Source organism: Jeotgalibaca sp. MA1X17-3, assembly GCF_021513155.1.
Taxonomy (GTDB): domain Bacteria; phylum Bacillota; class Bacilli; order Lactobacillales; family Aerococcaceae; genus Jeotgalibaca.
The window spans coordinates 685,720-704,287 of record NZ_CP090983.1; the positions used below are offsets into that span (position 1 = coordinate 685,720).

The 18,568-nt window shown below is 35.8% G+C and carries 15 protein-coding genes and 1 pseudogene; 15 read left to right on the forward strand and 1 reads right to left on the reverse strand.

Features of this window, described 5'->3' with window-relative positions; translation table 11 throughout:
- The first annotated feature begins 41 nt into the window (after positions 1 to 41).
- The 13 genes and pseudogenes from LZ578_RS03400 to LZ578_RS03460 all read left to right on the forward strand — a co-directional run bounded on the left by LZ578_RS03400 (position 42) and on the right by LZ578_RS03460 (position 12,998).
- A pseudogene (locus tag LZ578_RS03400) lies at positions 42 to 814 on the forward strand (TatD family hydrolase).
- Complete coding sequence (gene rnmV / locus LZ578_RS03405; RefSeq protein WP_235145934.1) at positions 811 to 1,398, forward strand: ribonuclease M5; 588 nt, start codon at positions 811 to 813, stop codon at positions 1,396 to 1,398. The pseudogene LZ578_RS03400 and the gene rnmV overlap by 4 nt, the downstream one beginning before the upstream one ends.
- Positions 1,399 to 2,307 carry a 16S rRNA (adenine(1518)-N(6)/adenine(1519)-N(6))-dimethyltransferase RsmA gene (rsmA, locus tag LZ578_RS03410; protein WP_235145935.1) on the forward strand — a complete coding sequence of 303 codons (909 nt, stop codon included), beginning with the start codon at positions 1,399 to 1,401 and terminating at the stop codon, positions 2,305 to 2,307. It abuts the gene before it with no gap.
- Positions 2,308 to 2,421: 114 nt separating this feature from the next.
- On the forward strand, positions 2,422 to 2,679 hold the full coding sequence (locus tag LZ578_RS03415) for a Veg family protein (RefSeq protein ID WP_235145936.1): 258 nt from the start codon (positions 2,422 to 2,424) through the stop codon (positions 2,677 to 2,679).
- Positions 2,680 to 2,860: 181 nt separating this feature from the next.
- A complete protein-coding gene (locus LZ578_RS03420; protein ID WP_235145937.1) occupies positions 2,861 to 3,862 on the forward strand; it encodes a nucleoid-associated protein in 1,002 nt (333 codons plus the stop codon).
- An 81-nt stretch (positions 3,863 to 3,943) separates the two neighbouring features.
- The gene (ispE, locus tag LZ578_RS03425) at positions 3,944 to 4,804 is read left to right on the forward strand and encodes a 4-(cytidine 5'-diphospho)-2-C-methyl-D-erythritol kinase (RefSeq protein ID WP_235145938.1); all 861 of its coding nucleotides are present in this window, start codon (positions 3,944 to 3,946) and stop codon (positions 4,802 to 4,804) included.
- Between the two features lie 382 nt (positions 4,805 to 5,186).
- On the forward strand, positions 5,187 to 6,095 hold the full coding sequence (locus LZ578_RS03430; RefSeq protein ID WP_235145939.1) for a metal ABC transporter solute-binding protein, Zn/Mn family: 909 nt from the start codon (positions 5,187 to 5,189) through the stop codon (positions 6,093 to 6,095).
- A 29-nt stretch (positions 6,096 to 6,124) separates the two neighbouring features.
- On the forward strand, positions 6,125 to 6,832 hold the full coding sequence (locus tag LZ578_RS03435; protein WP_235145940.1) for a metal ABC transporter ATP-binding protein: 708 nt from the start codon (positions 6,125 to 6,127) through the stop codon (positions 6,830 to 6,832).
- On the forward strand, positions 6,778 to 7,599 hold the full coding sequence (locus LZ578_RS03440) for a metal ABC transporter permease (RefSeq protein ID WP_235145941.1): 822 nt from the start codon (positions 6,778 to 6,780) through the stop codon (positions 7,597 to 7,599). The genes LZ578_RS03435 and LZ578_RS03440 overlap by 55 nt, the downstream gene beginning before the upstream one ends.
- 141 nt (positions 7,600 to 7,740) lie before the next feature.
- Positions 7,741 to 8,556, forward strand: coding sequence for a pur operon repressor (gene purR, locus LZ578_RS03445; RefSeq protein ID WP_235145942.1), 816 nt, complete (start codon positions 7,741 to 7,743; stop codon positions 8,554 to 8,556).
- Positions 8,557 to 9,040: 484 nt separating this feature from the next.
- A complete protein-coding gene (locus tag LZ578_RS03450) occupies positions 9,041 to 10,360 on the forward strand; it encodes a murein hydrolase activator EnvC (protein WP_235145943.1) in 1,320 nt (439 codons plus the stop codon).
- 190 nt (positions 10,361 to 10,550) lie between these two features.
- The gene (gene glmU, locus LZ578_RS03455; protein WP_235145944.1) at positions 10,551 to 11,927 is read left to right on the forward strand and encodes a bifunctional UDP-N-acetylglucosamine diphosphorylase/glucosamine-1-phosphate N-acetyltransferase GlmU; all 1,377 of its coding nucleotides are present in this window, start codon (positions 10,551 to 10,553) and stop codon (positions 11,925 to 11,927) included.
- An 87-nt stretch (positions 11,928 to 12,014) separates the two neighbouring features.
- The gene (locus LZ578_RS03460; RefSeq protein ID WP_235145945.1) at positions 12,015 to 12,998 is read left to right on the forward strand and encodes a ribose-phosphate diphosphokinase; all 984 of its coding nucleotides are present in this window, start codon (positions 12,015 to 12,017) and stop codon (positions 12,996 to 12,998) included.
- 47 nt (positions 12,999 to 13,045) lie between these two features.
- Here the strand turns inward: LZ578_RS03460 and LZ578_RS03465 are convergent, their stop codons facing one another.
- Positions 13,046 to 14,032: an L-lactate dehydrogenase gene (locus LZ578_RS03465; protein ID WP_235145946.1), complete on the reverse strand. Its 987-nt coding sequence runs from the start codon at positions 14,030 to 14,032 to the stop codon at positions 13,046 to 13,048.
- Between the two features lie 303 nt (positions 14,033 to 14,335).
- Here LZ578_RS03465 and pth point away from each other — a divergent pair, with 303 nt between their 5' ends.
- Both pth and mfd read left to right on the forward strand, forming a co-directional pair.
- A complete protein-coding gene (gene pth / locus LZ578_RS03470; RefSeq protein ID WP_235145947.1) occupies positions 14,336 to 14,905 on the forward strand; it encodes an aminoacyl-tRNA hydrolase in 570 nt (189 codons plus the stop codon).
- A gap of 132 nt (positions 14,906 to 15,037) precedes the next feature.
- Complete coding sequence (gene mfd, locus LZ578_RS03475; protein ID WP_235145948.1) at positions 15,038 to 18,568, forward strand: transcription-repair coupling factor; 3,531 nt, start codon at positions 15,038 to 15,040, stop codon at positions 18,566 to 18,568.

An 18,568-nucleotide genomic window follows, 5' to 3' on the forward strand; every position in this document is an offset into this window, starting at 1 on the left:
TTTCTTTTCTACTATCAAAAGACAAGGAGGAAGTAAATATGATATTGTTTGATACACATTGCCATCTAAATGTAGATGCATTTGAAGATGATCTCGAAGAAACGATTCAACGAGCTAAGGAAGTAGGAGTAGAAAGATTTGCAGTAGTTGGCTTTGATATTCCAACCATTGAAAAATCTTTACAGTTGAGTTCGAAATATCCTGAAATCTATAGCATCATCGGATGGCATCCTACAGAAGCTGGAAACTACACAGAAGAAATTCAAGAAAGTCTGCAAAATTTACTAAGAAATGAAAAAGTAGTAGCGATGGGGGAAATGGGATTAGACTATCATTGGAATACCTCCCCACCGGATACTCAGAAAAAGTTTTTAGACAACAAATTGCAATCGCTAAAAATATTAAATTACCGATAGCTATTCACATGCGTGATGCTATCGAAGATACTTATCAGGTTTTACGAGAAGAAGATGTTTCTGAAATAGGCGGAATTATGCATAGTTATAGTGGAGATGTTACGTATATGCAGAAGTTCTTGGATCTTGGGATGCATATTTCGATTAGTGGAGTCGTAACATTTAAAAAAGCAACGGAAGTTCATGAAGTAGCAAAAGCCGTACCTCTGGATCGCTTGTTAATTGAAACGGATTCGCCTTATTTAGCCCCTGTACCTTATCGCGGGAAACGAAATGAACCTTCGTATGTAAGGTATGTCTGTGAGCGTATTGCGGAACTAAGAGGGATGGATGCGGACGAAATTGCTCGCATAACTACTGAAAATGCAAATAGATTATTTAGATTGGAAGAAATATGAAAATAAAAGAAATGATTGTTGTGGAAGGCCGAGATGATACTAGACGTATTCAAGAAGCAGTCGAAGCTGATACGATTGAAACGAACGGTTCTGCAATTGATGAAAAAGTTTTAAAGATGATTGAAAAAGCTCAGGAAGTTCGAGGAGTGATTGTTTTGACTGATCCAGATTTCCCAGGTGGAAAAATAAGAGAAGCAATCACACAAAGAGTTCCCGAAGCGAAGCATGCATTTTTGAAAAAAGAAGATTGTCAATCGCCTAAGGGAGGGAGCTTAGGTGTAGAGCATGCCAGCAATGCAGCTATCCGATTCGCCTTGCAAAGTGTTCATACCCCTTCATCCGTACATGATGATATTGCTGAAGAAGATTTACGTATTTTTCTTTTAGAAGCTGGTTTTATCGGAAAAACACAATCCTCTCACTATCGAAAAATTCTAGGGGATGCGTTAGGGATTGGCCATACAAATGGAAAACAACTACTTAAAAGACTTCGTAGTTTTCAAATTACAAAACGAGATATCCAAAAAGCAATGTGTGAGAATGGGATTTCCCTTTCTACAGATGACCAGAAAGAGGTACGTTAAATGAATGATTCAGAACAGAAAAAATATATTGCAACGCCAAGCCGAACCAATGAAATCATTAAACGATATAAATTAACGATGAAAAAAAGTTTAGGGCAAAATTTTATTATTGATCCAAATATTTTAACAAAAATGATTGAAGCAGGTGAGATTGATAAAGATACTTGTGTAATTGAAGTAGGTCCCGGAATTGGTGCTTTAACAGAGCGATTAGCTGAAGCAGCAAAAAAAGTGGTTACATTTGAAGTAGACACACGATTAAAACCCATTTTAAAAAGAGAGTTAGCTGATCATTCGAATATTGAAGTTATTTTCCAAGATATTTTACAAGCAAATCTTCAAGAAATATTTGAAACACATTTCGAACCAGAAGATCGTATTGTAGTTGCAGCGAATTTACCTTATTACATCACCACTCCAATTATCATGCGTTTTGTTGAGGAACAACTTCCGATTGATACGTTCGTCATGATGATGCAAAAGGAAGTCGCTCAAAGAATGACGGCTCAACCTTCTACGAAAGCATACGGATCTTTAACGATTGCCATTGATTATTATACGCATGCTGAGATTGCTTTTCATGTTCCCAAAACGGTATTCATTCCGCAGCCGAATGTAGATTCTGCTATTCTAAAATTACAAAGAAGAGTAGAGCCAAAGGTAGATGTTGTAAATGAAAAGTTTTTCTTCCAATTGATTCGTTTTTCATTCCAACAAAGACGCAAAACATTGTGGAATAATTTAACAAGTCACTTTGGCAAAAATGAAGATGTTAAAGAAGAATTGACAAGAGGATTACAAGCGGCTGGGATTGATCCAGGACGACGTGCTGAGACTCTTTCAATTGAAGAGTTTGCTACTCTCGCTGATGAATTAACAGAATTATCTCAAAGAGAAACGAGATCATAAATAGATTAAAATATATTAAAAAGCAGAATTTTTTCTTGCATATCAATAAACACTATGATATACTTGAAAAATTTCTTTAGATATGGTATGCTTTCCAGTAGCGAGGTGAAAAGAATGCCGAATAATTTGATGGACATCAAAGAACAGCTGGAAGGTCACTTAGGTAAAAAAGTAATGCTAACTGCGCAAGCAGGTAGAAAAAGAAAGACAGAAAGAAAAGGGGTTTTAAAAGAAACCTATCATTCTGTTTTTGTTGTGGATTTAGATCAAGAAGAAAATGCTTTTAAGCGTGTTTCTTATAGCTATGCGGATGTGCTAACCTCATCGGTAGAAGTATCTTTTTTTGATGAGAAAACAAGTGAGTATGCGTAGAAATCAAAAAAAGTAGTGAATTTATTTTAATAAATAACATAAAGCCAAAACATTTCTCAGAAGTGTTTGGGTTTTTTTGTTTTTTAGGGTTCAATCGAAAAGAGTGTATATAGTATTTTTCTTTTGCAACACGGTGTTGTATGAGATAATAAACTGAATACGAATAACAAGAGGTGGAAAGATGCTATCGATTCAAAAAGCTGTTTTGCATATTTTTGATTTAAATACAAATGAACCAATTTATTCTTTTGCGGGATTGGATCTCTCAGAGCGATTCATGCAAGATTATATTCAAGCAATGATTGAAAAAGTAGAAGATTCAGATAATATGAAGGAAGGGACTTTGGAAGAAGAAAATACCTTCGCGAAGATGTTGGGAACGGTAGAAGAAGACTTTATTGAAACGACAAAAGGAATGACAGAAAAACTTTTTGACATTACTAAACGGAATCCTGAAATACCACCAGCAGACTTACTTTTCACTCAATTTATGTTAGATGAAGTTCCTTGTTTAGGGATTTTTAAATTAAACTATTCTGATAGTATGACACATTTAGTTTCTTATGAGGAAGAGGTTCTAACCAATCAATTAATTGTTAATCGTACGATCCTTCCTTCACAACGTCAAGCAATTCAAGAAGGGTGTGTCATCAATCTTGAAAACCTTCAATATCATGTAATTGAAAAGAAACATTTTATTGAAGAAGAAGGCGAAAAGATATATTACTTTACAGAACGGTTCTTAGAAGATGTGCCTCAACCGAGTCTAAAGGAAAACATTAGTCATATTAAAAAAGCAGTTCAAAAAACAAGTAAAGCATTTAGTGATGAAGAATTTCAAACACTCGCACAAACCAAAGATGCCATTGTGCATAGCATGCAAGAAGAAAAAAGTATTGACTATAAAGTGATTGCGGATACCTTATATGGTGATAACTTTTCAAAGAAAGATAAATTTTATGAAGAAGTAAAAGAAATGGGATATACTGATAAAGCACCCGCTGAAGTGGCGTTAATGGGTCCTCGATACTCAAAACAAAAATTCAAGTTAGATAACGGGATTGAACTTAGTATTCCAATCGAATTATATAAAGATCCAGAAGTAGTTGAATTTATTAATAATCCAGATGGTACAACATCAGTTCTTATCAAAAATATTGAAAAAATCAAAAATTTATTTTAATAAAAAGAGATGCATAAATCTATTTTTCTTTATAAATAAAAAAGAATAAGGTAGTATGGATAAAAAGAAGGAGGAAATGGAATGGAATGGATAGAACGAGCACCGGCCAAAATTAATCTAACGTTGGATGTACTATTCAAGCGAGATGACAATTATCATGAATTAGAAATGATTATGTCTTCTGTTGATCTTGCTGACCATTTGACATTTACTCCTTTAGATGAGGATACGGTTGAAGTATTTACAAATAAAGCTTTTTTACCAGTGGATCGTAGGAATCATGTTCATCAGGCTGCCAAGTTGATTAAAAAAGAATATGATATTCAGACAGGGATCCGAATTGAAATTGATAAAAAAATACCGGTTGCAGCTGGATTAGGTGGCGGAAGTACAGATGCTGCTGCTACTCTACGTGCCTTAAATAGAATATGGAATTTAAACTTGTCGACCGATCAACTCATTGAATATGGCATGCGTATTGGAACAGATGTGCCACATTCTATTATTGGAGGGACTGCTTTTGTTTCCGGTAGAGGGGAAAGCGTTCGTCCGATTGCACCTGTTCCACCGTGTTGGATTGTGTTGGCTAAGCCACGATTGAGTGTTTCTACAAAAGCTGTTTTTAGAGCTTTGGAAGTAGAGCAATTATCGTATAAGCCGACCTCTCGAATTGTAGAAAGAGCCATTGAAGCGAACGATTATGAAGGAATGGTTCAGAATTTAGGGAATGCTCTTGAGTACGTTACCTTTCAACGACACCCCCAACTAGCTCAGTTAAAGGAAAGAATGTTACGATATGGCATGGATGGTGTAACAATGAGTGGAAGCGGACCTACCATCATTGGTTTTAGTCAAAATTATTCTCGAGCCAAAAGAGTCTATAACAGTCTACGAGGCTTTTGTGAGGAAGTATATATCACCCGTACGATCAAAAATGAATAAGCTATTTATAAAAAGGAAGTCGTTATTCTTTTGATTGACGGCTTTTTTTGTTGCTTGAAATGATGATGGAAGAAATATTCATCAAAAATACTGCTCATGAAAATATAAAAATAATGACTAGATTAAATGACTGGTTTTTCATATGTAGACTGGAAAGAAACCCTATCAATCTAATTTCCGATACATTTTTATTCTTTTAATATTTAACAATATCCTTATGGTTCATTTTAGAAGGTTTTAGTATTGACCATTACGAACTACATGTGGTAAAGTTTCAAAAGAATGTAAATAGGAACGATTACGATTTAGAGAAGGAGATAGGAATGAATCATTTAAAAAGTTTTTTTAGTAAAAAAAATAAGTTAATGGGTATTCTTTTTTTATGACTATTTTATTTTTAGGAGCATGTGGACAAAGTGCTCTTTTAGAAGAGAGTGATGAAAAAGAGTCATTGAATGTAGTAACTACTTTTTATCCGGTATTTGAGTTTGCATCACAAGTAGTTGGTGATTACGCAAATGTAACGGTGATATTAGAAGCAGGACAAGATAGTCATCATTATGAACCAAGTCCAAAAGATTTAGCAGCTATTTATGATGCAGATGTTTTTATATATAGTAGTGAGTATATGGAAACGTGGGTTCCAGCAGTACTAGATAACCTATTGGAAAGTGATGTAAAAATCATCGAGGCATCTCAAGGTATTCCTTTTTATGAAGAAGATTCGAATGAGGAAGAAGAGGATCATGATCATGAGGGACATAGTCATATAGTTGACCCGCACATTTGGTTGGATCCTGTTTACGCATCACAAATGGTGGAAACCATTTCGGAAGAAATGCAAGTTGTTGATGAAGAACATTCAAAAATGTACGAAGAAAATGCTGGAATTTATCAAAGTGAATTAAAGGAACTTGATAGACAATTTCAAGAAGCTTTTGAAGGTGCAGCAAGCCGGACCTTCGTTGTCCAACACGCGGCATTTGGTTACTTAGCAAGACGATATGATTTAAATCAAGTTTCCGTTTCTTCTTTAACTTCGGAACAGGAAATCAGTCCGGCTAAATTAGCTGAGATTGGAACTTTTATTAATGAGAATCAAATCCAAACGATTTATTATCAAGATTCAGCATCTGCAAAAGTAGCAGAAACTCTAGCTAAGGAAACAGATACCAATTTGGAAGTTCTTTATACGATTGAAGGAGTAACCTTAGAAGAACAGGATGAAGGGATTGACTACCTTCATTTGATGCAGAGTAATATAGAAGCTCTAAAAACGACCATTAAATAATAGGATAAAAGAAAGTAAGGAGAATACATGTGGAATATATTAAAGTAGAAAATTTATCATTCTCTTATGATGGAGAGCCAGTCTTACAAGATATTAGCTTCTCCGTTCAGGCTGGAGAGTTTGTAATCTTGACTGGTGAAAATGGAGCAGCAAAATCCACACTCCTTAAAAGTATCTTAGGACTTTTACATCCTCAAGAGGGAACCGCAACGATTTCAAAGAAAAATACATCCGGTGAAAATCTGATGATCGGGTATGCTCCCCAACAGATTTCTTCTTTTAATATTGGATTTCCTAGTAAAGTGTTAAAATTCGTGGAATCTGGTCGATATCAGAATCATCGATGGTTTAAGAAGTTAGATACAGAAGACCATGAGCACGTTCGGAAATCATTAGAATCAGTTGGAATGTGGGAAGAACGCAATCGGAAAATTGGTGAGTTGTCTGGTGGACAAAAACAGCGAATTGCACTTGCACGGATTTTTGCAACAGACCCAGATTTATTTGTATTAGACGAACCAACCACAGGAATGGACAAAGAGTCTCGAGAAAAGTTCTATCGTTTATTACGACATAACTCTCGTGTACATAATAAAGCGATTTTGATGGTAACTCATGATCATGAGGATATAAAACAATACATCGATCGACAAATCACTTTAAAAAGAAAGGAGAATTCACCATGGAGATGTTTTTCTATGGATTCATGCAGCGGGCATTCCAAGCCTCCACACTGATTGCCATTATTGCCCCGATTCTAGGTTTGATTTTAATTTTGAGAAGACAATCTTTAATGGCAGATACTCTTTCACACGTTTCTTTAGCAGGGGTGGCATTAGGGATGTTAGTTGGTGTTAATCCAACCGTTACGACCATTCTAATTGTAATTGTGGCTGCTATTGGTATTGAATATCTTGGCGTAATTTATAAAGGATACTCTGAAATTTCAATTGCTATTTTAATGGCTACCGGAATGGCGGTAGCTTTAGTGTTGATGAGCTTTGTTTCGGGAAAAGAAACAACAAGCGTGGAGCAGTTTCTTTTTGGATCCATCGTTACGATTAACCAGAGTCAAATCATCATCTTAAGTGTTTTAACGGTTGTGATTGTAGGGTTATATCTAATATTCCGTAAGCCATTATATGTTCTTTTGTTTGACGAAGATACTGCATGGACTGCGGGCTTACCTGTCAGAGGCATGTCTTTGTTCATTTCTATATTAACAGGGGTTGTAATCAGTGTAATCATGCCAATTACAGGGTCCTTACTTGTATCATCTATATTAATTTTACCAGCAGCGATTGCCCTTCGATTGGTAACCAGCTTTCAAATGGTTATTGCAGTGGGAATTATGATTAGCCTCATTGGAATGTATGGTGGGTTAATCACCTCTTATCAGTTGGGAACTCCTCCTGGGGCTACCATTACTTTAATGTTTGTCGGTTTATTTATCTTAACGAGTATTTTAAAAATAAAAAAGAAGCCTAACAAAACTGAACGATAAGGATTATGACAAGTGTACGAATAATACACTTGTTTTTTTATTGAAAAATCCATAATAAACGAACGATTAATCAAATAGGTATTCCATTTTTAAGAAATAACCGCTATAATAGCCTTAGTTAACTTAAAGGAGAGTAAAGTGGTGAAAATAAAAAGAAGCGAACGACTAGTAGATATGACGCACCATTTATTGGAGCACCCACATACATTAGTTTCATTAACATACTATTCAAAAAAGTATGGATCGGCCAAGTCTTCTATTAGTGAAGACTTATCGATTATCAAACGAACGTTTGAAGAGAATGGGATTGGTATCGTTGAAACGTTACCAGGAGCAGCAGGTGGCGTAAAGTATACACCTACTATATCTGATTCAGCGGCAAAGGTATTTATTGAAGAAATTTGTGAAATGATGGCAAGCAAAGAGCGTCTGTTGCCTGGCGGATACGTGTATTTATCCGATTTATTAGGAAATCCACAAATCCTTCAAAAGATTGGTAGAATTATTGCCTCTCAATATACAGAACAATCTGTTACAGCTGTTATGACCGTTGCTACAAAAGGAGTTCCGATTGCCCAAGCAGTAGCCAGCAATTTGAATGTGCCTTTTGTAATTGTCCGTCGGGATAGCAAGATTACCGAAGGATCTACAGTAAGTATTAACTATGTTTCAGGTTCATCTGAAAGAGTAGAGAAGATGGAATTGTCCAAGCGAAGTCTACCAAGTGGATCCAAAGTCCTAATCGTAGATGACTTTATGAAGGGTGGCGGAACCGTCAACGGAATGAAGAGCATGATCGAAGAGTTTGATTCTGAAACGGTGGGAGTAATGGTTTTTGCAGAAGCTGCTTATACCACTGGAAAAGAAACGGATGATTATACTTCTTTGATTCGTGTAGACAAAGTTGACTTACGTAATCGTACTATGGAAGTTAGTTTAGGAAGCCATTTTGATTAGAATTTGTTGATCTGATTAAAGGTTTAATCATATGTAACCTTTTACCTGAAATGTAGACACTTAAAAAGTGCTCTATGTTTTTGGGTTTTTTCTATTTATTCGAAAGAGGTCCAATTATGTTTGAACTCTATCTTTAAACAATATAGGACAAAAATAGTCAATTCTCTAAATAAAAATATTTTAAAACGACTTTGTATTACAGTTTGGTTACAAATACGTCTTTTTTGTTACACCAACTTTTGTGAACAATATAAATTTAATTGGACACAAATTCAATATCGTTTTACCATGCCTAAATTTATTGTTTGAAAACCATATATAGTGATACTTAAAGAGGTTTCATGATTATTTTTAATCAATAAAAAACTAAAGACACTGAGAATTTAAAAAAGTATTTGACACATAAATGTCATCTCCCTATTACAATAAGATATTTTATCAGTGTTATACTTCATCCTGTGAGCAATTAAAAGGAGCGTAAACATTGAGAAAAAAATACATTGCACTAGCATCAGCGATCTTGCTACTTTCTCCATTGGCTGGGGGAGTAACAGTACAAGCAGATACCTTAGATGAATTAAACCAACAAAAACAACAACTTGAAACTGAATCTCAAAATGTACAAAGTGAAATTAATGAAAAAGAATCTTCGTTACAAGAACTAGCATCACAAAAAGTAGTTTTACAAGAAAAAGTTGAAGAAATGCAAAACAGTATTAATGACCTTCTTATAAAACTAGAAAAACAAGAAGAAAAACTGCTTGAAATCGAAGCAAAGATAGATGAATTACAGAAGAAAATTGAAGCTTTAGAGCTAGTGATAGAACAACGCAGTGAAAAATTAGATAATCAAGCACGTGTGATCCAAACAGAAGCAAGTATGACTGATATGGTATCCATCGTGATGTCAGCTGAAAATTTCAGTGAAGTAGTTGGGAAAATCACTACTGTTTCTAAGCTAGTAACAGCTAATAAAGAAATCATTGTTCAACAAGAAAATGATAAAAAAGAAGTTGAAGAAAGCAAACAAGCTGTTGAAGATGAAAAAACTGCAGCTGAAGAGCTGAAACAAGAAATTATCATTGCCAAAAATAATATTGTTGCACAAAAAGCGGAACTAGATCAGCAAATTTCTCTAGTGATTGAAAATGCAAATCTTACAAGTAGTGAAAAAAGCAAACTAGAATCTACTAAAAATAGTCTAGATTCACAAACACAAGCGGTAAGAAATGATATTTCAGCAGAAGAGGAACGAATTGAACAAGAAAGAATTGCTCGTGAACAAGCTGAAAAAGCTGAAAAAGAAAAACAAGAAAAAATCGCTCGAGAGAAAGCGGCGGCGGCAGAAGAAGCAAACAATCTTTATGCTTCTACTACTTCAACACCAAGCCAACAAGTTACAAACACGGGTGGATTTATCCGCCCAGCGAGTGGTTATAACTCTTCACCATTTGGTTTCCGTATTTCACCAGTTGACGGAGCGTATCGTTTGCACGCCGGGATGGACATAGCGGGTAGTGGTTCAATTAACGCTGCACAAAGTGGAACGGTAGAGTATGCTGGTTATAATGATATGTACGGATATCATGTAATCATTAATCATGGAGTAATAAACGGGGTTTCCGTAAAGACTTTATATGGTCATATGATTGCTGGGTTGATGGTTGCTCCGGGACAATCCGTTGGACAGGGGCAACAACTTGGAACGATGGGAACTACAGGCCAATCGACGGGTGTTCATTTGCACTTTGAAGTATTCGAAAATGGTGTAGTGGTTAATCCATTAAATTATATTTCTCTTTAATTGAATAGAGTATTACTGGATGGATTAATTTCTATCCAGTTTTTTGTGGAAGATGTACATAAATGATTATATATGAGAAAATGGAGAAAATTACCATCAAAGCCCTTACATAAGTTGATTCTTCGCTTTTTTTTAGTTAAGATGTTTTGGTGTTCATTTACAAGTTTAACGAAGGGGAATGGATGAGGATATGACAAATCGTTTTGCAGTTGTTCTTGCTGCTGGGCAAGGAACAAGAATGAAGAGTAAACTCTATAAAGTTTTACATCAAGTATGTGGAAAAGCGATGGTAGAACATGTGATTGATCAAGTGGAAACTGCTGGTGTTGATAAAGTAGTTACCGTTGTTGGTCATGGTGCTGATTCAGTAAAAGAAATACTTGATGTGCGATCTGAATATGTATTGCAAGAAGAACAATTAGGGACAGGACATGCTGTTTTACAAGCGGTTGATGTTCTGGGTAAAGAAGTAGGAACAACGTTAGTAATATGCGGAGACACACCACTCTTGACAGCTGAAACTCTAAGTAGTCTTCTTGCTTATCATGAACAACATGATGCAAAAGCAACGGTTTTGACTGCACATGCAGATAATCCATTTGGCTATGGAAGAGTCATCCGTAATACTGAAAAACATGTAAAGAAAATTGTTGAACAAAAAGATGCATCCACTGAGGAAGCTTCTGTTCAAGAAATCAATACGGGTACATATGTATTCGATAATCAATTCCTTTTCGAAGCACTATCATTGGTCAAGAATGACAATGTTCAAGGTGAGTATTATTTACCAGATGTAATTGAAATATTAAAAAACAAAAATGAAATTGTAATGGCCTATCAAATGGAAAATATGGATGAAGCTTTAGGGGTAAATGATCGAATTGCTTTAGCCGAAGCTGCGAATACAATGAAAAAAAGAATCAATAAAAAGCATATGCAAAATGGAGTTACGATTTTAGATCCTGCAAACACGTATATCGAAGCAGATGTTATCATCGGGTCTGATACGATTGTGGAGCCAAATGTGATGATTAAAGGCAAAACGATTATTGGTGAAGAGTGTATGATTGGATCTAGTTCCGTCATTTGTGATTCTAAAATTGGAAATGGTGTTCGAGTTACAAGTTCTCATATCGAACAATCCGAAATGGTAGATGGAAGCAATATAGGGCCGAATAGTCATATTCGTCCTAACAGTATCATCGGTGAAAACGTGCATATTGGAAATTATGTAGAAGTGAAAAATTCTACGATTGCCAAAGATACACGAGTAGGACATCTTACGTACATTGGTGATGCTGACTTAGGTGAAAACATCAATGTTGGTTGTGGCACTGTATTTGTGAATTATGATGGAAAAAATAAACATCGTACAAGTGTAGGTGACAATAGTTTCATTGGTTGTAATGTAAACTTGGTTGCTCCAGTGAATGTAGCAAACAATGCCTTTTTAGCTGCAGGGTCAACGATTACCAAAAATGTTCCTGAGGGTGCAATGGGAATTGCCCGTTCCCGTCAAGAAAATAAAGATGGTTATTGGAAAAAACTTCCACCATCTCAAAACTAACTAATAAAATATTTGTATTATTCTAATAAAAGCTTATGATAATAGGTAGAGATTGATAGGTAATAAAAATCGATTGTGGAGGGAATTATGAGTACAGAACATTATAAAGACCCAAAATTGAAAATCTTTTCATTGAGTTCGAACCGTCCGTTGGCAGAAAAAATTGCAGAAGAAATAGGTGTGGAGCTAGGTGTTGTATCATCCACTCAATTTAGCGATGGGGAAATAAAAGTCAATATTGAAGAAAGTATCCGTGGAGCACACGTTTACGTTATCCAATCTACTAGTTCTCCAGTAAATGATCATTTAATGGAATTGTTAATTATGATCGATGCGTTAAAGAGAGCAAGTGCCAAGACCATTAATGTAGTGATCCCTTATTATGGATATGCCCGTCAAGACCGTAAGGCACAATCTCGCGAGCCAATCACATCGAAACTGGTTGCAAATATGATTACAATGGCTGGAGCAAATCGTGTTTTAGCGTTGGATCTCCATGCACCACAAATCCAAGGGTTCTTTGATATTCCTGTGGATCATTTATTGGGTGCTCCATTACTAGCTAATTACTTCCTAGAAAGTGATGTAATGAAGCAAGATGTTGTAGTTGTTTCTCCAGATCATGGTGGAGTGACTCGTGCTAGAAAGCTAGCAGAATTCATTCAAGCTCCAATTGCCATTATCGACAAAAGAAGACCAAAAGCAAACGTTGCAGAAGTTATGAATATTATTGGAGATGTAAAAGGGAAGAAATGTATCCTGATTGACGATATGATTGATACTGCTGGAACCATTGCATTAGCAGCACAAGCATTAGAAGATGCAGGTGCAGAAGGTGTGTGGGCTTGTTGTACACACGCAGTTCTTTCCGGACCTGCAATAGAGCGACTTGAAAACTCAGTAATTGAAAAAGTAATCGTAACGGACTCTATTAATATTCCAGAAGAGAAATTAACAGGTAAAATCGTTCAAATTAGTGTTTCACAACTAATTGCAGAAGCAATTCGTCGAATCCATGAAAACCGTTCTGTAAGTCCATTATTCCAAGAAAAATTTACTATAATAGAATAAGAAAAACAAAAAATCCCAATTCCTTTTGTAGGAACGGGATTTTTTTCTTAATTATTTTTTTCTTCTTCTTCCAAAGCTGCAAAGGAATCTTTGATTACTCCACGAAGGGTATCAGCTGAATGTTGCATATTTCCAAATTCCACTTCTGTTAGAGGGATTTCGATAGCTTTACGGATTCCAGAACTATTAACAATAGCAGGTACTCCAATGAAAACATCATGTTGACCATATTCTCCATCTAAATAAACGGAAAGTGGTAAAATTGCATCTTCATCGTTCAGGATTGCTCTTGTAATTCGAGCTAAGGAAACAGCAATTCCATAGAATGTTGCCCCTTTCTTTTCGATAATGCGATAGGCTGCATCACGAACAGAAAAGAATACTTTCACTAAAGATTCTTCATCGATTGTTTCGTCATTTTGTTTCAACCATTCATACAATTGTAATCCACCGATGTTTGCATGAGACCAAACTGGAAACTCAGAATCTCCATGTTCTCCCAAAATATAAGCATGAACATTTCGAGGATCCACATGAACTAGTTTTGCTATTTCTTGACGGAAACGAGCACTATCCAAAGAAGTTCCAGAACCAATAATTCTGCTAGCAGGAAGGCCAGAAAATTTCCATGTTGCATAAGTAAGGATATCAACAGGATTCGTAGCAACTAAGAAAATTCCATCGAAACCAGAGTCCATCACTTGTCCAACTATATTTTTAAAAATCTTTAAATTCTTACTGATTAAATCAAGTCTAGTTTCACCTGGTTTTTGGGCTGCACCAGCGGTTAATACAACAATATCTGCATCCTTACAGTCTGAATACTCGGCTGCATAGATTTTTTTGGGACCTGTAAATGCTAATGCGTCTGATAGGTCCATCGCATCGCCTTCTGTTTTGGATACATTCATGTCAATGATTCCTAATTCTCTACCAATATTTTGGGTAACAAGAGCAAAAGCGTAACTTGAACCAACTGCTCCATCACCTACTAGAATAATTTTTTGCCCAGACTTTCTTGCTATTTCAGCCATATTTACTATTCCTCCACATCTTCAGTGCTCTTTTTATATATGCAGTATATCACTTTTTCTTAAAGAGAGTAAGGAAACCCAGGGATGTTTTTTGTTTACTAGAACAAGGAAGTCCTTTTTTAGTATAAGATTTAGACTCATTTAACTTTTAGAAGCGAGAAAATATATGGTATACTTACAACACTACTGGACGAAAAGCGTGCAGCTTTTTTCGTTTTCTGATAGATGTTTCCAGAAATTTTGGAAATGATAAGAGTTATACAGGAAAGTAATTTAAATGGACTCGGGAAAAAGGTGAAATAAATGAAAATGATTATTGGACTAGGGAATCCTGGTCAAAAATATGTAGCTACCAAACATAACATTGGATTTGTAGCCGTAGACGAGTGGGCTTATCAAAATAAGGCTACTTTTAATAAAAATAAATTTGATGCTATGTATTTCGAAGAACGGGTGAATGGGGAAAAGGTTATTTTTGTAAAACCTATGACATTTATGAATGACTCAGGAAGGGCAATTCGCCCTTTAATGGATTATTTTGGAATGAACACAGATGAAATTGTTGTTATTTATGATGATATGGATATGCCGCCTGGAAAAATTAGACTCCGGCAAAAGGGAAGTGCAGGTGGACATAATGGTGTGAAAAGTATCATTCAACATCTCGGGACACAAGATTTTAATCGTATTCGTATTGGAGTTGGTCGGCCTGAACCTTATATGACCGTTGTTCAACACGTACTAAGTCCTTTCCCTAAAACAGATCATGGTGAGATGCTATTCTCTGTGAAGGAGAGTGTTGAGGCAATCGACCACTATTTAAAAGGAGATAATTTTCTTTCTACCATGAATAAATTTAATAAAAAGAGCTAGGTTCAGATAAGCTGAGCCTCTTTTCAATATAAGGAGATAAAAGAAAGCAAAGAGAAGGAAACAAGAGTCGCTAGGTTTAGAGCGACTCTTTTAGAAATAAAATTGGTTTCTAATTTTTGTAAGGAGAATGATATGAAAGACATAGAAAACTTTTTGAGGGATACTCCCAATATAAAAAATATTATTAAACAAGCCGAGCAAGAGGGAAATCAATTAGTGACGGGGATTTCCAGTTCTGCTCGTAATTTACTGACTTCAATGGTGTATGAATCTCAAGAAAAACCTGTTGTAGTATGGGCTTCTAACTTATTGCATGCTACACAGATTTATGAAGACTTAAACCAAATTAATCCGAACATCCCCATCCATCTTTTTCCAGTGGAAGAATCTTTGGCAGTGGAACTTGCCTTTTCTTCTCCAGAATATCGTAGTCAACGAGTGGATGCTCTTCACTTTCTAAGTAGTGGTGAAAAAGGAATCGTAGTCGTTCCTACTGCAGGATTCAAAAAAATATTGGCACCACCTTCTATTTGGAAAGAATATAACTTAGTTTTCCAAGTTGGAAATGAAATGGAATTTGAAACACTTCCTCAAAAGCTAGTAGCCATGGGGTATGTTCGTGAGCAAATGGTGGCTTCGCCAGGAGAATTCAGCGTTCGAGGAGATATCCTTGATATTTATTCTTTAAACGAAGAAAATCCAATTCGTATTGAATTTTTTGGTTCGGAAATTGATGGTCTTCGTTTCTTTGATCCTTCTACACAGAAATCAATAGAAGAACAGGTAGAAGAAGTATTAGTATTACCTGCTCAGGATTCTGTTTTTCCATCCAAAGTACTTAAAGAACGTGCAGAAAACATAGAAAAATTATTTAAAAAAGCTCAAAAAGCATTGAAAAATGAAGAAGTAAAAAAACGAATGAGTGTTTATTTTGAAGACTTTATTGAAAAGCTTCATATAGGTGAACTTCCTACAGTTCCACAAATGTATGCATCTTTATTTTATCCAGAACTTCCTACTATTTTAGATTATATTCCTGAAGAAACATTATTTATTATGGATGAGTACTCCCGTACATTGGAAAATGATCGAACGCAAGAAACAGAAGGAGCAGAATGGCAAGAAGCAAAATTATATGAAGGGGTTATTTTACCCAAACAAGTGATGTTAGCTGAAGTTCGTGATATTGTAAAAAAGAGCAATCATTCTAAAATATTTTATTCTCTTTTTCAAAAAGGCTTAGCAAGCGTTCGTTTCAAAGAGATTCATGCTTTACAATATCGTGGGGTTGTTCAATTCTTTAGCCAGATGCCAATGGTGAAAGTAGAGATGGATCGTTGGTTGAAACAAGGAATGACGATCTTTACGATTGTCGCGGATTCAGAACGTGCTGAAAAAGTACATCGCACCTTTTCTGATTTTGATATTGAAAGTGTTGTAAAAGGACAGGATAAAGTTGTTCCAAAGCATGTGAATATCGTTGTAGGTGGAATGGCGAATGGATTTGAGATGCCTCTTGAAAAAGTAGTCTTTTTAACTGAAAAAGAACTATTTAATAAAGTGAAAAAAAGACAACCTGGTCGACAGAAAATGTCTAATGCAGAACGATTGAAAAGCTATACTGAACTAGTTCCTGGTGATTTTGTTGTTCATGTAAACCATGGGATTGGTCAATATACTGGAATGGAAACCATTGAACGGAATGGGATTCATCAAGATTATATTTCTATTTTATATCAAGATAGTGCCAAACTGTTTATACCAGTTACTCAGTTACACTTGGTACAAAAATACGTCTCTTCTGAATCAAAAACTCCTAAAGTAAATAAATTAGGAGGAACCGAATGGGCAAAAACGAAGAATAAAGTTGCGTCTCGAGTAGAAGATATTGCTGATGAGTTAATTGAACTATATGCAAACCGAGAAGCGGAAAAAGGATATGCTTTTCCACGTGATAATCAAGATCAAGTTGAATTTGAAAATAGTTTTCCGTATACCGAAACCGATGATCAGTTACGAAGTATTGCAGAAGTTAAAAAGGATATGGAAAAAGAAAAGCCGATGGATCGTCTCCTAGTAGGGGATGTTGGTTATGGAAAAACAGAAGTAGCTATGCGAGCTGTTTTTAAAGCGGTACTAGATGGAAAACAAGCAGCTTTTCTGGTGCCTACAACCATTTTGGCGCAGCAACACTATGAAACGTTAATCCAACGTTTTGAAGATTTACCGTTTGAGATAGGGTTGTTAAGTCGCTTTCGCACTAAAAAACAACAAACCGAAACCATCAAAGGAATTCGAAAAGGATCAGTTGATATCGTAATTGGTACTCATCGTATTCTGTCTAAAGATATTGAGTTTTTTGATTTGGGACTGTTAGTTGTTGATGAGGAACAGCGTTTTGGCGTGAAGCATAAAGAGCGATTAAAAGCTTTGAAAGCATCCGTTGATGTTCTTACGTTAACAGCGACTCCAATTCCTCGGACCTTACATATGTCCATGCTCGGAGTACGAGATTTATCGGTTATTGAGACCCCACCTGCAAACCGGTACCCTGTCCAGACGTATGTGATGGAACAGAATATGGGAGCCGTCCGTGATGCAATTGAACGTGAAATGGCTCGTGGTGGTCAAGCCTTTTATGTATATAACCGGGTAGATACCATTGAACGAAAAGCAGATGAACTTCGTTTGATGATTCCAGATTGCCGAGTAGGCGTCGCCCACGGGCAAATGACAGAAATTCAACTAGAAAATATTATGGTTGACTTTGTGGAAGGAAATTATGATGTCCTCGTTACAACGACCATTATTGAAACCGGAGTAGATATTCCTAATGCCAATACGCTCTTTATTGAAAACTCAGATCATATGGGCTTATCACAATTGTATCAACTACGTGGTCGAGTTGGGCGTACAAACCGAATAGCATATGCATATCTCATGTATAATCCTAATAAGATTTTAAGTGAAATTAGTGAAAAACGACTTCAAGCTATTAAAGACTTTACTGAATTAGGTTCTGGATTCAAAATTGCGATGAGAGATTTATCTATTCGTGGTGCAGGAAACTTATTAGGGTCCCAACAACATGGTTTTATAGATTCTGTAGGATTTGATTTATATTCAGAAATGCTCAGCGAAGCTGTGGAAAGAAAACGTGGAAAAGGGAAACGTCCAAAACGAATTAGTGTTGAAATTGACCTAGATGTGAATGCTTATATTCCAGTAACGTATATTGAAGATGAACGTCAGAAAATTGATATGTATAAACGAATCCAACAAATTAGTAGTGAAGAAGAATACTATGAAATTCAAGATGATTTTGTGGATCGGTTTGGAGAGTATCCAGAAGAAGTAGGACACCTTACTCAAATAGGTCTTTTGAAAAACGTTGCAGAGTCAGCCGAGGCCGAAATCTTAAAGAGGTCAGGTGATCGAGTGGATGTAACCTTTACTAAAGAAGGAACCGTTCGTCTTCAAGGAGCAGCTATTTTTGAAGCGCTAAGTACCATTCCACTCCGAGCACAAGTCAATCTACAAAAAGAAAAATTAGTAGTAACCTTACAAATTGATAAACAAACAACAAGTGCATGGATGGATTACTTAAAAGTATTCTTGGAGTCGTGCTCTGTGGAAACAGAAGAAAAAGATACAGAGAGTTGA